The sequence below is a fragment of the Clostridium sp. LBM24168 genome (genome assembly GCF_052953915.1).
This window is the reverse complement of the sequence record NZ_CP196861.1, coordinates 1,235,333-1,249,870: the sequence shown is the minus strand read 5'-3', so window position 1 is coordinate 1,249,870 and position 14,538 is coordinate 1,235,333. Positions and strand designations below refer to the sequence as shown.

Below are 14,538 nucleotides of genomic sequence, written 5' to 3'. Positions count from 1 at the left end.
AAATTACCTCTTTTCATATATAATCTATTAGGATACTTTTTCATTTAAATCTACAGATACAATTTTAGATACTCCTTTTTCTTCCATGGTAACTCCATACATAACATCACTGGCTTCCATTGTTCCTTTCCTATGTGTTATTACGATAAATTGAGTATCTTTTGAAAATTTTCTGAGAAATTCTGCATATCTTGATACATTAACATCATCAAGTGCAGCCTCTATTTCATCCAATATACAAAAAGGTGAGGGCTTCATCTTAAGTATTGCGAACAAAAGCGCTATTGCAGATAATCCTTTTTCACCACCAGACATGAGATTTATATTTTGAAGCTTTTTGCCAGGTGGCTGAACAGTTATATCTATATTACCGGTAAGTTCATCACCATCTATAAGCTTCAAATCTGCACTTCCACCCTTAAACAATTCCATAAAGGTTTCATTAAAATTTTTTCTCAGTGTGACAAAATTTTTACTGAATAATGTTTTCATCTTTTTAGTCATCTCAAAGATTACATTTTCTAATTCTCTACCTCCATTTATTAAATCTTCTTTTTGAAGATTCATAAACTCAACTTTTTCCCTTACTTCCTTATATTCCTCAATAGCTCCCAAATTCACTGATCCTATACTGGATATCTCTTTTTTTAAAAAATCTATTTTCTTTTTAAATGCATCTATATTTTTTATGTACGTCCTATATTTTATTCCATCTTCATACGTTATTTCAAGATCTGAATTCAATTTTAAATTTAAATTTTTCTTTTCAGTAGAAAATTTAGTCAGCCTAAGCTGATACTTATGAATTTCATCTTCAGTTTTATTTATCCTAATCGCCAGTGACCTTGAGTTTTCATCACTATTTCTTATTTTTTCTTTAATACTTATCTGTTCCTTTTTTAATTTGTCTATATTATGTTCAAATTCACATATATTTCCCTCTATAGTTTTTATTTTAATTTTATTATCATCAATTTTTAGAATAAAACTTTCCCTGCTACTATTCAGCTCTTTCTTTTCAGTTTCTAGATTACTCATTCTAAGCTTCATTTCCTCAATGTTATTTTCAATCTCTTTAATAGAATTAGATTTATTAGTTAAACCTTCTCCAAGTTTTGCCTTTTTTATCTTCATTTCTGTAAGGCTATTTCTAAAATCATCAATATTCGAGTTTTTTTCTTTTAATTCTTTTTCCAAATCCAGTATATTTTTGTTATTAGCTTCCTGCTTTAAATTTAACTCCTTCAAATTATGCCGTTTGTTTTTAAGTTCAGAAATAAATCTTTTTATATTCTCAGATATATTAGATATTTCATTTCTAGATACATTTATGTTCTTATTTAATTTCACATTTTCATTGTTTATATTATTGATCTTTTCCTTTAATTTAATTAAATCTATATTTTTAGAATATATTTCATCTTTTAAATTTAAATTTGCTTCATCATACTCTTGTACATTATTTTGATATTTACTTATAATATTTCCTATAGACTTTTTATTTTTCTCCATAACTTTGATTTTATTCTCTAAATCACATATTTCCCTTTTTCTACCAAGTACATTTCCTGTCCTGGATTTCAAACTTCCTCCAGTCATGGATCCACCAGGACTTATGATTTCTCCTTTCAAAGTAACTATCTTTATAGTATAATTTGTGGATTTTGCTATCTTCAATGCACTATCCAAATCGGCTGAAATTATAGTCCTACCCAAAACACTTTCAACTGCATTCTTAAACTTTGGATCATAGTTTACAATATCACTTGCAATTCCTAAATATCCATCTATATTGTAAGGGCATCTAGATTTTGGAATTTTTCTGCTTTTAATTATATTAAGTGGTAAAAAAGTAGCCCTACCAATATTATTGACTTTCAAATAAATTATAAGTTTCCTAGCAAGATTTTCATCTAAAGTTATTATATCTGAAATAGCTGCCCCTAGGACTATTTCAACGGCAATTTCAAATTTCTTTTCAACTTCAATTACTTCTCCCAGTAAAAAGCAACTATCACTATTCACTTTGGCCTTGCCTGATTTTATATCTGTCATAAGAATCTTAGCTGCCCTATTGTATCCTTCATATTGTTTATCTAAACTAATAAGCATATTACGGCTTGTAGTGAATTTCATATAATCATCATTAATTTCTTTTAGTTCATCTGTATACTTTTTTAAAAATTGTCTAAAATTTTCAATCTCACATTTATTTTTTCTAATTGCAGTTTTATCCTCTTCTACTTTTTTTTCTATATCTTCTATTTGAGATTTAATAACAGATATGGTTGCAATATTTATTTTTATAGAGTTTTCATAATTACTACAGGATTTCTTTATGTAATCCTCCTTATCCTTTATCTTTTTTATATCTTCTTCAAGAGAAATTATATTATTTTTAATATTTGATATAGAACTTAAATATTCTATTCCATTGTCTTTTAAATTTTTAACTAAAGTATCTTTATCATATATATTCTTTATGATTTTATTTAGAGTCATTTCCCTTTTATATATTTCACTAATCAGTTTCTTCTGTATTTTAATTTGTGTAGAAAATTCACTTTCCCGTAAATCCTTTTGCTTAACAGCAGCAATAAATTTATTTTTAATTGTCTCATGCTCCAAAACAATTTTTTCAATATTCTTTTCTGCATTTGATATCTTTTCTTTCAAAATATCTATATCCGAATTCAAGGCCTGAACCTTTGATTTGCTTTCATAATATTTCTTTTCATGATCCATTTTATCCTTCTCTATATCGGATAATCTTTTATTATAATTATCTACATCACATTTTAATAGAGCAAAATCTAAATTCAATTTTTTTACACAATTTTTGCCTTCTACAATTACCTTATCTAAATTATCAATTTCTATTTGTAATTTATCTATTGAATTTATTAATAAATTTATTTCTTTTTCCCTTAATCCTTCTGAAAGCTTTAAAAATCTAACCGCCTTTTTATTTTCAACATTTAATGGTCCAAGTCTTTCTCTGTAAGTTCCAAGTATATCCTCTATTCTAGTAAGATTTTCATTAGTACTTTTAAGTTTCTTCTCCGATTCTTCCTTTCTCCACTTGAATTTTACAATTCCAGCTGCTTCCTCTAAAAGCCTTCTTCTGTCTTCGGGCTTTCCACTTAACACTGCATCAATTTTTCCTTGTCCTATTATTGAATAACCTTCTTTTCCTATACCTGTATCCATAAAAAGTTCATATATATCCTTTAATCTGCACTTAGTATTGTTTATATAATACTCACTTTCTCCAGATCTATAGATCCTTCTCAAAATAGTAACAGAAGCATATTCCAATGGTAGTAATTTATCCTCATTGTCCAGAGTCAAAGAAACCTGACATAATCCTACAGGTTTTCTAAACTGTGTTCCTGAAAAAATAACATCCTCCATCTTGCCTCCTCTTAGATTTTTTACACTCTGCTCCCCCAGTACCCACCTAACTGCATCGGAAATATTGCTTTTACCACTTCCATTTGGCCCAACTATTGATGTAATTCCATTTGTAAATGTCAATTCAGTCCTATCTGCAAAAGATTTGAATCCTCTCAGTTCTATACTCTTTAAAAACATACTAATCTATCTCCCAAACAGCATTGGAAGTAATCCAATTATAAACATAATCGCTATGCCTATTGCAAATATTTTAGTCATTTTTGTTCTAGTGTTCTTTTTCATATTTTACACTCCTTTAATTTATTTCTTACTTCATCCATGTAATTCTTCAAAAATATCGTACTTTCTTTTTCCCCAAGGACTAATTTTAAACTTTCTCTTTCTATGGATTCATCTTGAATCACTGGAATAGAAGACAATCTTAGATTAGATTTCATATTTTTAAAAAACTTTTTGCCATCAGCATATAATCTTGATACATCCCGTGGATTTATCCTTATTTTCACCAAATCACTATATCCTTCAGGTACAATGGATTGCAACATTTCGCTATAAAGGCTTCCAAATACAAGTTCTTTAAATGCAGGATGAAAAGGCCCACCTACAACCTCAGCTCCTAAATTTATTTCTTCTGTAGGCTGAAGCCCAATTCTTATCACATTTATTCCTTCAGATACAAGCATACAATACAATATCTTACTTATATAGACTGCGTCATAAAGGCTATATGGATTATAAATTCCTTTATTGTACATGTACTCCATAGGAGTACCTTTTATTATAAGTGCTGGATAAATTCTATAGATATCTGGTTCCATATCTATTGATTTTTTAACTGTGGTTATATCCTTGTCAAATTTGTCGCCTGGAAGTCCAAGCATAATTTGATGTCCTAATATAAATCCATACTTTTTGATTAACAAGGAAGCTTTTCTCACATCCTCTTCTGAATGTCCCCTTCCCGATTTTAAAAGCACTTCCTTATCCAGAGACTGAACTCCAAGCTCTATAACATCAACGCCATAATATTTTAGATTATCTAAAATTGGAGCATCTATATAATCTGGCCTCGTAGAAAGATGAATAAAATCTATAAGTCCTCTATCTTTATATTGTTTAGCTACCTTTAAAAGTTCAATTTGCTTTTGAATATCTATTGCAGTAAAAGTTCCACCAAAAAAAGATACTTCTATACAAGCTTCCCGATTTTTTATTGTATCAAGATAAGTATTTATAGTATTCCTAGTAAAAGCTGCATCCACCTTTTCCTCATTACCTGTAATCTTTTTCTGGTCGCAAAACACACAATTATGTAGACAGCCTTCGTTTGGAACAAATATAGGAATTATATAGTGTCTATTGCCCATTCACATTCACCTCCATTAAAACAGCAAATCAAATTAAAGAATGATCATCATTAATTCTTATATTTTCAAGTGCCCTATATGCGGCATCCTGTTCAGACTGTTTTTTGCTGTATCCTATTCCCATTGCAAGTACATTGTTATCCACAACTACCTGAGTATAGAATTTTCTTCTATGAGGCGGACCTTCAAATTTAACGAGTTCATAACCTATATACACTTCTCCTTTTTGTTGCATAATTTCTTGGAGCTTTGTCTTATAGTCAAGTACTATTTCATCTTTTACAGCCTTTTCTATAATGTCATAGAAATTTTTTATTATAAATTCGTCAACCTTTTTGTACCCATTGTCTATATAAAAGGCTGCAATTATTGCTTCAACACAGTCCGCAAGTATCGAGACTCTTTTCCTTCCACCAGTCATCTCTTCACCTTTGCTCATCTTTATATACTTTCCTATGTCCCATTTCTTTGCTATTTCATAAAGCGACGTCTCACATACTATAATCGACCTTTTCTTTGTAAGAACCCCTTCTGGTTCATCCTTATAATTCAAGAACAAATGCTCAGATATAGCAAGCTGAAGTACTGCATCTCCTAGGAATTCTAGTCGTTCATTAAACTTTATAAATTTTTTTCCATTTGCATAGGAACTGTGCGTAAGTGCAATTTCTAAGATTTTCTTATCCTTAAAATGTACATTTAACTTTTCTTCTAAATCTTCAAGACTATCTGAAATATTCTCCATTTTCTCTCCTTTTTGAAGTTTATTCCTCAGTCTGTTCTATTAAGGACAAATTCAAGAATAAACTACCTATTAAATCATTATAAAATTTAAAGCCCCGCAATATAAAAAACGGGACTTGCCTTTCTACTCCTCTGTATGAGCTTTTATGTACTCAACTACATCCCCTACAGTAGATATTTTCTCTGCTTCTTCATCTGGTATCTCTAAATCAAATTCTGTCTCAAGAGCCATAATCAATTCGACTATATCAAGTGAATCTGCACCTAAATCATCTATAAAAGATGATTCCATAGCTATTTCCTCTTCACCAATTCCAAGTTGCTCAGATATTATTTTTTGTATCTTTTCAAAAATCATAGTTCCACCTCCTAAAAATTTATACATAAATAATATTACACAAATATTTTATACCGTCAATATTAATTAATGTCAAATTTATTATAACAAGTTATTTTACATTAATACATTTATATTATAACTTTTTTATATTATTCTAAATGTTTCCAGACAAGTTCTCTATTTCAGACTTTATTTTATCTATAACTGAATTTTCTACACATTTTTCAGCCTGAAGAATAGCATTTTTAAATGCCCTGATATCAGAACTTCCATGGGCTTTTACACATATTCCTCTTGATCCCAGAAACGCTGAACCTCCATACTCTGAATAATCAAATTTTATCTTTAATTTTTTAAAAATATTTTTCATAAACAAGGCACCTATTTTTGCGGAGGATGACTTCATTATTTCTTCTTTTAACATCCCAATTACATTCAGAGATACTCCCTCATACATCTTCAAAACAGTATTACCAATAAAACCATCACATACCAATATATTAACATCTCCATCTGATATATTCCTAGGCTCCACATTTCCAACAAAATTTAAATTGGTATCCTTCAAAAGCTTGTATACTGTTTTCGTAAGCTCATTTCCTTTTTCTTCCTCAATGCCTATATTTATAAGCCCTATAGATGGGTTATTTATCTTAAGCACATTTTCAAAATATATTTTTCCCATCATAGCAAACTGAAGCAAATACTTTGGTTTGCAGTCCACATTAGCTCCAGAATCTATAACCATAAAGTTTCCATTTCTACCTGGCATTACAGGTGCAAGAGCAACTCTATCTATGCCTTTGATTCTACCAACTATCAGCGTAGCTCCGGTCATAAAAGCCCCTGTACTTCCGGCAGAAACAACAGCTTCAGCTTCACCACCAGATACAATATTCAACGCCCTGACAAGGCTTGAGTTCTTTTTTTTCCTTATTGCCATAACCGGTGGTTCATTAGTATCTATTACTTCCCTTGCATCAATAACGCTTATTTTATTCTTGTCATATTTATATTTTTCAAGTTCTTTATTTATTTCTTCTTTCTTACCTGTGATTGCAACTTGTATATCACGTTCTTGTGAAGCTTCAACTGCACCCCCTACAGCCGCCATTGGTGCTAAATCTCCACCCATACCGTCTACAATGATTTTCATTTACTCACATCCTAACTGATTATGCTTCCCTAAGTTAAATTTAATTATATCATATATATATATAACTAATGTATAAAGTCAAAAAAAGAAAGTCTACCGACTTTCTTTAGCTATTTTCCAACTGAAATAACTTCTTTACCATCATAATAACCGCAACTTTTGCAAACTCTATGAGCAAGCTTCATTTCATGACATTGTGGACATTCTACAATTCCTGGCAATCCTAATTTAAATGTCTGTGCCTTTCTTGCGTCTCTTCTTGCTTTCGATGCCTTTCTTGCTGGACTTGTCACAGTAAAACACCTCCTTAATCTGTAGAAAAAATATTTTTTAATTCTTCCCATCTTGGATCAATTTCATCCTTATGGCAATTGCAGGCCGCAATATTTAAATTAGCGCCACACTTATGGCATAATCCCTTGCAATCCTCCCTGCAGAGTCTCTTTATAGGCAGAATCAATATAATATCATTTTCTAACACTTCAGTAATATCTATACAGTTGTTATCAATAAAGGTAATATCTTCATCACCTTCATTAATTATTCTCCTATCTGTAAATTGATCTTTTATATTAATATTTACAGTATAGGCAAATTTACTTAAACATCTTGAGCATATAAGTTCCAGAACAGTATTTACTTTACCATCTAATATAAATATATCTCCAACTTTCTTCAAAGTTCCTGAAAACCTAATTGGTTCTAAAATATTAATGTACTCATTACCATCATAAAAATTATCTTCTTTCAAAACCATATTTAATTCTTCCGTATTTAATTCTCTATTTGACAGTTCAGATACATCAAATTTCATAATGCTCACCTCTATATATTAGCCACAATCAATTATATAGAGATGAGCATTAAAAGTCAAGAGCTATTTAATTACTATTCTATCTACTGGATTCAGCTATTCTTTTCGTATCTCTCGCTATCATTAACTCCTCATTAGTAGGTATAGCAAGCACTTTGACCTTAGAATCTGATGCACTGATTTCAGCAGCCTTTCCTGCTATATCATTTCTTTTTTCATCCAACTTAACTCCAAGATATGCAAGGCCCTCACATATTCTAAGTCTTGCAGATGAAGAATTTTCTCCGAGGCCCGCTGTAAATACTATACAGTCAACTCCATTTAATACTGCAGCATAAGAACCAACTACAGATCTAACCCTATAATAAAACAAATCAAGGGCAAGTTTTGCTCTTTTATTTCCTTTATCTGCTTCAGCTTCGACATCCCTAAAGTCACTACTTACTCCTGATATTCCCAATATTCCTGATTTCTTATTCATTAAATTATCCACTTCATCAACTGTCATTCCAACTGTCTTTTGAAGGAAAGGTACTACAGCTGGATCTATATCACCACATCTCGTTCCCATACATATACCTGCAAGTGGAGTAAATCCCATACTTGTATCAACAGATTTTCCACCATCTACAGCACATATGCTTCCACCATTTCCAAGATGACAGGTTATAATTTTAAGAGATTTTATATCCTTATTCAGCATCTTAGCTGCCTCACCAGAAACAAATCTATGTGAAGTTCCATGGAAGCCATATTTTCTGACACCATATTTTTCATAGAGTTCATAAGGAATAGCATATGTGTATGCATAATCAGGAAGAGTTTGATGGAATGCAGTATCAAATACAGCTATCATAGGAACATCAGGCATTAGCTCCTTGCATGCATTTATTCCTATCAAATTAGGTCCATTATGAAGAGGAGCCAATTTGATACAATCCTCTATGACCTTTATTACATTATCATCTATAAGTACTGATTCAGCATACTTTTCTCCGCCATGAACTACTCTATGACCTACAGCAGATATTTCAGACATATCTTTAATTACTCCATGTTTCTTATCTACAAGGGCATTGAGCACAAGTTTTATAGCCACTTTATGATCTTCCATCGGCTGCTTAATAACGTGTTTTTCTCCATTCACTTTATGTGTTAATATGGATCCTTCTATTCCTATCCTTTCAACAAGTCCTTTTGCAAGCACCTTTTCATCTTCCATATTTATCAATTGATATTTTAGAGATGAACTACCACAATTTATTACTAAAACTTTCATAATAATAACTCTCCTTACCTTTATTTTCCTATATGTAAAATTATTTTCCTGCTGATTGAGCCTGTACTGCTGTTACTGCTACAACATTTACTATATCATCTGAACTGCATCCTCTGGACAAATCATTTATAGGCTTTGCAAATCCCTGACATATTGGTCCTATAGCTTCTGCTTTTGCAAATCTTTGAACAAGCTTATATCCTATATTTCCTGATTGAAGTTCCGGAAATACAAGTACATTGGCCTTACCTGCCACAGGGCTACCTGGTGCCTTTAAGTTTGCAACTTCTTCCACTATGGATGCATCAAGCTGAAGTTCTCCATCTATTTTAAGTTCAGGATCCATTTCTTTTGCAAGCTCAGTTGCTTTTCTAACCTTATCTACAACTTCATGCTGGGCACTACCTTTGGTTGAAAATGAAAGCATAGCTATTTTAGGATCCATATCACATAACTCTTTAGCAGTCTTTGCAGTGCTTACAGCTATTGCTGCCAATTGCTCCATAGATGGATTAGGATTTACGGCACAATCTGAAAACAGCAGCATTCCATGATTACCATAATCACAATTTGGAACCTCCATCATAAATACACTAGAAACAACTGAAGTCCCGGGAGCAGTTTTTATAATTTGAAGACCTGGCCTTAAAAGATCTCCTGTAGTATGTATAGATCCAGAAACTAATCCATCTGCTGCCCCAACCTTAACCATCATAGTTGCAAAATAAAGGGGATCTCTAACTATCTTATCAGCTTTCTCTGGTGTCATACCTTTTTTCTTTCTAAGTTCATAAAACTCATTGGCATATGTTTTTAGAGATTCTGAAGTTTCAGGGTCTTCCAACTCAACGCCTGTTAAATCCACTCCCAATTTTTTAGCTTTTTCTGTTATTATATCCTTATTACCAACCATTATTACATTTGCTAGTCCATTTTTAACTATTTTTTCACTAGCTTTAATATTCCTTTCTTCTTCTCCCTCTGCTAAGACAATTTTCTTCTTATCCACTTTAGCCTTAGCCCATATTTGTTTCATTAATTCCATTTTCGTTTCTCCCTTCAGATACTAAATTAATAAAAAATATATATTATAATTTTAATATAATCATTTTTGAGCTCAGATTTCAATAAAGGTAACCAAAATTTGAGCTTCATAAACAAATTTTTTACTGCTATAATAATTATACATGAAAAAATCAATTATTACAAAAAAACAGGAGGATAAATATAATAATGAATATAACTGGAATCATAGCTGAGTATAATCCTTTTCACAATGGCCATATATATCATATCAAAAATACATCTAAATTGACAGAGTGCCAGGGAATTATAGCCGTAATAAGCGGTAATTTCGTTCAAAGAGGAATACCCTCCATAATCGATAAATGGAACAAAACAAAAATTGCACTTTTAAATGGAATTGATCTAGTAATAGAACTTCCCGTTCTATACAGCACATCTTCCGCTGAGTTTTTTTCTAACGGTGCAGTAAGTCTTTTAAATAGTCTTGGAATTGTAGATAATCTTTGCTTTGGAAGTGAATGTAGTGACATTAAAATATTAAATTTAATATCCGAAATTCTATTGAATGAATCATTAGAATTGAAATCACATCTAAAAAATGAACTTAAAACTGGCAAATCTTATGCCAAAGCCAGAAGCAATTCCATAATTGCTATCTTAAATGAAAAATATAATTACAATACATCCATTAATTTGGAATCAATATTGTCTTCCCCAAACAATATACTTGCAATAGAATATATAAAAAAGCTGAAAAAATCACACAGTGATATAAAAATTTTTACCGTGAAAAGACATGGTGAGAATTATAATAGTGAAACCATAGATGAAAATTTTTCAAGTTCGTCTGCAATTAGAAATTTTTTAAAGTCAGGAAATGACATTAAAAAAATTCGTTGTAATCTTCCCAATGAAACCTATAATCTTATAAATAAACTTTACAACTGTAATTATAATTTCTCCATGGAAGATTCAATTGTACCCTATTTAAAATATAAATGTTTTTTTAAGAAAAAAAGTATAAGAAATCTTCCCGATGTTTCAGAAGGAATAGAAAATAGAATTTTTAAGGCAATAGAAAATAATTCCTTATACAACGACATAATACTTTCTTCTAAATCCAAAAGATATGCTTATACAAGAATAAGCAGAATACTGTGTCAATTTTTCCTTGGATTCGAAGATTTTAATACTGCAGACCTTAGGCAGCAGAACTGTCCTTATGCTAGAGTCCTTGGTTTCAACGAAAAAGGAATGAAAATATTAAAAAAATTAAAAAGTACATCTTCCATACCAATTTATACAAAATTACCCCATAAATTAAATGACTTTTTAAATCTTGACTTACTTGCTACAAAGGCATACAGTCTTTTAAACAGATATGTAAGCTTTGATTCTGATTACAAAAACGGACCAATTGTATTTAAAAATTGATATATGTGTCACAAACAATATTTATATGGCGGTAATAAGTACCACTGCTTTTTAATATAATCTAATATATTTATATAAAATTCAATTGATGAAAAAGCAGGTGTTTTATTCATGGAAATATTGTTTTATATACTTCTAATAATAATAATATTATTATTATTCTTTCTTTTAAAGGATAGGAACTTATTTATCACTATAATATGTTCTATTTTTATAATACAGATAATACTTGCTCCCAAGATCTGCATTGATGGTGCAATAAATGGAGTCCTACTTTTTTTCTACAAGGTATTTCCATCTTTATTTTCTTTTTTAATAGTCTCCAACATAATAATAAACTGTGATGGAATACACATATATGCAAAATTATTTGGGAAAATATTGTGCCGTCCTTTGAAACTGCCACAAAATTGTAGTTTTACACTCATTATAAGCATGCTGTGTGGATATCCTCTAGGTGCAAAATATGCCTGCGATCTGTATGAAAGCAAATCAATACACTTAAATACACTTCAAAGGCTTCTTAATATTGCCTCTAATTCAAGTCCTCTATTTATGCTTGGTTCCATAGGAATCTCCATGTTTAAAAGTACTTCTATAGGATACATATTTTTGCTGTCAAATTTAATATCATGCATGATTATGGGGGTAATGCTCCCATCTGAGCAAAATTATAAAAATATAAACTATATAAAAAACTCATCACATTCAAAAGATACTGCAGTTGGTATATTTAAAACCAGCATAGAAAATTCCGTAAAAACCTGTCTTTCCATAGGAGGTTTTGTTACTACTTTTTCAGTTGTAAACAATATATTGAATCACAACTCAATATTCAATTTAATTACTATGAAGATTTCAAGTATTCTTGGTATTTCAAAGGATGTGGTATCAGGAACATTACTTGGAATAGTAGAAATGACAAATGGCTGCAATCTAGTTTCCAGTTCTGATACAGATATATACATAAAAATATTCATAGTAAGCTTTCTATTTACATTCAGCGGTTTTTCTATAATATCCCAGGTGTATTCTTTTACATATAAATTCAATGTCTCCATGAAAATATATACTATAAGGAAAATACTTCATGGAATAATATGTTCATCTATAAGTATAGTGATATTCAAAATCTACGAAACTGTAGCCTCTACAGAAATATTTTCCTATTACTATGAATCAAGTGATGGTAGAAACGGACTCTTTATAATCATATTATTTATACTAATACTTCCAATTGTAATATCTGAATTCAAAAAACTATTTCATATTATTTAATTCCTTTATATTTTCTTTTATAGAATCCGTATTCAATCTTATATTGCCATCAAGGTTGTCTATAAAATGCTGAAATTGTAATTTTAAACCTGAAAGCATTTCTTTACTTTTAATATCTATTTCGGCATCTAATTGTTTTAATATGTCATTTGCATAATCTCTTGCTCCAATACGTATAGCCTTTGCATTTTTCTTTGCAGATGATATTATCTCTGCGGATTTTCTGTTTGCCTCTTTTGTTATATCATGATTTTCTATTTGACGCCTCAGTATATTCAAATTTTCCTTTTTCATATTCTCAGCTTCCTGTATGGCATCACTGAGTATCCTTTCTTTTTCTTCTACTACCCATTGTGCTTTTTTAAAATCGGCGGGAAGATAATTTAATATCTTGTTTAGTATGTCAAGTATTTCTTTTTTATTTACCATTACTTTTCCCGTCATAGGTACCTTAGCAGACGTTTCTATAATTTCTTCAAGGTATTCTAGCAACTTGATAGTTTCCATAATTTTTCCTCCTAAGGATCAACTTTCTATATGATATTTATTAGTTTTCTCTACTATATCAGGTACAATTTCATCTGGGACAAGATCATTAATACATCCTCCAAACATTGCAACCTGTTTTACTGCCGAAGAACTCAAATATGAATTTATTGCACTGGTCATCATAAATACAGTTTCTATTTCAGGACAAAGTTTTTTGTTCATAAGTGACATTTGAAATTCATATTCAAAGTCGGATATTGCCCTAAGACCTTTTATTATAATTCTTGCATTTTTTCGTTTCATAAAATCTATAAGAAGTCCACTGAAACTATCCACCTGTACATTCGGGATATCACGTACAACTCTTCTTATCAAATTTACTCTTTCATCCTTATTAAAAAGCCCTCTTTTATCTGGGTTAATGAGAACAGTCACTATTAATTGATCAAATACTTTAGATGACCTTTTTATTATATCCAGATGTCCATTTGTAATTGGATCAAAGCTTCCAGGATAAACTGCTATATTCACTTCATTTAGTCCCCCTTAATTTTTTATAAATACAAACAGTCGTTTTTCCATATTTTCTATGTTGATTTAAAACAATTGACTCATTATCATCATATATATCTTCTCTACTGTCAATTTTTGTAATTATAATACCATCTTCATTAAGCATATCATTGTCTTCAATTTTTTCTATAGCTCTTGGAATCATATTTTTTCTATAAGGTGGATCTATAAATATTAGATCAAATTTTATATTTTTACTCGCAAGTTCTTCCAGTGCCTCATAGGAATCCATATTCAGACATTTGCATTTCCCTTGGAATTTTAAATTTGTCACATTTTCTTTTAGAAGCGAAAAAGTTTCTCTGCTACCCTCCACCAGATAACAGAATTTTGATTCTCTACTTACAGCTTCTAATCCGAGACTTCCTGTCCCTGCAAATACATCCAGCACTACTGAATCCCTTATTTTATTTTGAATTATGCTGAACATGGCCTCTTTAACTCTATCCAAAGTGGGTCTCGTAATATTATACCCATTTGGGGACAATAGCTTTCTCCCTTTTGCAAGTCCTGCAATTATCCTCATTCATAATTCCTCCCTAAAGTACACTTTTTATTACACAATATAATATCGATAACATTTTAACACAAATATAGTTTATACACAAAATTATAAAACAA

At 30.6% G+C, this 14,538-nt stretch carries 15 protein-coding genes; 2 read left to right on the top strand and 13 right to left on the bottom strand.

Annotation, left to right across the window (positions count from 1 at the left end):
- Positions 1 to 27: 27 nt before the first annotated feature.
- The 10 genes from smc to pta form a co-directional block, all read right to left on the bottom strand.
- Positions 28 to 3,594 (bottom strand): chromosome segregation protein SMC, encoded by a 3,567-nt coding sequence (gene smc / locus ACSVC9_RS06240; RefSeq protein ID WP_446899487.1) that lies wholly within the window; start codon positions 3,592 to 3,594, stop codon positions 28 to 30.
- A 6-nt stretch (positions 3,595 to 3,600) separates the two neighbouring features.
- A complete protein-coding gene (locus tag ACSVC9_RS06235; protein WP_446899486.1) occupies positions 3,601 to 3,699 on the bottom strand; it encodes a DUF4044 domain-containing protein in 99 nt (32 codons plus the stop codon).
- Positions 3,696 to 4,784, bottom strand: a complete 1,089-nt coding sequence (locus ACSVC9_RS06230) for an elongator complex protein 3 (protein ID WP_446899485.1) — start codon at positions 4,782 to 4,784, stop codon at positions 3,696 to 3,698. Before ACSVC9_RS06230 ends, ACSVC9_RS06235 begins: the two co-directional genes overlap by 4 nt.
- 28 nt (positions 4,785 to 4,812) lie before the next feature.
- The gene (gene rnc, locus ACSVC9_RS06225) at positions 4,813 to 5,529 is read right to left on the bottom strand and encodes a ribonuclease III (RefSeq protein ID WP_446899484.1); all 717 of its coding nucleotides are present in this window, start codon (positions 5,527 to 5,529) and stop codon (positions 4,813 to 4,815) included.
- A 123-nt stretch (positions 5,530 to 5,652) separates the two neighbouring features.
- Complete coding sequence (acpP, locus tag ACSVC9_RS06220; protein ID WP_446899483.1) at positions 5,653 to 5,886, bottom strand: acyl carrier protein; 234 nt, start codon at positions 5,884 to 5,886, stop codon at positions 5,653 to 5,655.
- Between the two features lie 136 nt (positions 5,887 to 6,022).
- Positions 6,023 to 7,024: a phosphate acyltransferase PlsX gene (gene plsX / locus ACSVC9_RS06215; RefSeq protein WP_446899482.1), complete on the bottom strand. Its 1,002-nt coding sequence runs from the start codon at positions 7,022 to 7,024 to the stop codon at positions 6,023 to 6,025.
- Between the two features lie 110 nt (positions 7,025 to 7,134).
- Positions 7,135 to 7,317 carry a 50S ribosomal protein L32 gene (rpmF, locus tag ACSVC9_RS06210; RefSeq protein WP_446899481.1) on the bottom strand — a complete coding sequence of 61 codons (183 nt, stop codon included), beginning with the start codon at positions 7,315 to 7,317 and terminating at the stop codon, positions 7,135 to 7,137.
- Between the two features lie 14 nt (positions 7,318 to 7,331).
- Positions 7,332 to 7,838 (bottom strand): YceD family protein, encoded by a 507-nt coding sequence (locus tag ACSVC9_RS06205; protein ID WP_446899480.1) that lies wholly within the window; start codon positions 7,836 to 7,838, stop codon positions 7,332 to 7,334.
- A gap of 79 nt (positions 7,839 to 7,917) precedes the next feature.
- Entirely contained in the window at positions 7,918 to 9,117 is a 1,200-nt protein-coding gene (locus ACSVC9_RS06200) for an acetate/propionate family kinase (RefSeq protein ID WP_446899479.1), read from the bottom strand.
- 40 nt (positions 9,118 to 9,157) lie between these two features.
- A complete protein-coding gene (gene pta, locus ACSVC9_RS06195; RefSeq protein ID WP_446899478.1) occupies positions 9,158 to 10,162 on the bottom strand; it encodes a phosphate acetyltransferase in 1,005 nt (334 codons plus the stop codon).
- A 188-nt stretch (positions 10,163 to 10,350) separates the two neighbouring features.
- On the opposite strand from pta, the gene ACSVC9_RS06190 reads away from it, so the two are divergent.
- Entirely contained in the window at positions 10,351 to 11,577 is a 1,227-nt protein-coding gene (locus tag ACSVC9_RS06190) for a nucleotidyltransferase (RefSeq protein WP_446899477.1), read from the top strand.
- Between the two features lie 111 nt (positions 11,578 to 11,688).
- Positions 11,689 to 12,855 carry a sporulation integral membrane protein YlbJ gene (gene ylbJ / locus ACSVC9_RS06185; protein WP_446899476.1) on the top strand — a complete coding sequence of 389 codons (1,167 nt, stop codon included), beginning with the start codon at positions 11,689 to 11,691 and terminating at the stop codon, positions 12,853 to 12,855.
- Here ylbJ and ACSVC9_RS06180 read toward each other — a convergent pair.
- From ACSVC9_RS06180 to rsmD, 3 genes are read right to left on the bottom strand one after another with little or no spacing between them, the layout of a single operon-like run.
- Entirely contained in the window at positions 12,838 to 13,362 is a 525-nt protein-coding gene (locus tag ACSVC9_RS06180) for an ATPase (RefSeq protein WP_446899475.1), read from the bottom strand. The two genes, ylbJ and ACSVC9_RS06180, sit on opposite strands and share 18 nt — an antisense overlap.
- Before the next feature lie 18 nt (positions 13,363 to 13,380).
- Positions 13,381 to 13,875 (bottom strand): pantetheine-phosphate adenylyltransferase, encoded by a 495-nt coding sequence (coaD, locus tag ACSVC9_RS06175; protein WP_446899474.1) that lies wholly within the window; start codon positions 13,873 to 13,875, stop codon positions 13,381 to 13,383.
- Between the two features lies 1 nt (position 13,876).
- The gene (gene rsmD, locus ACSVC9_RS06170; RefSeq protein ID WP_446899473.1) at positions 13,877 to 14,443 is read right to left on the bottom strand and encodes a 16S rRNA (guanine(966)-N(2))-methyltransferase RsmD; all 567 of its coding nucleotides are present in this window, start codon (positions 14,441 to 14,443) and stop codon (positions 13,877 to 13,879) included.
- Positions 14,444 to 14,538 lie beyond the last annotated feature (95 nt).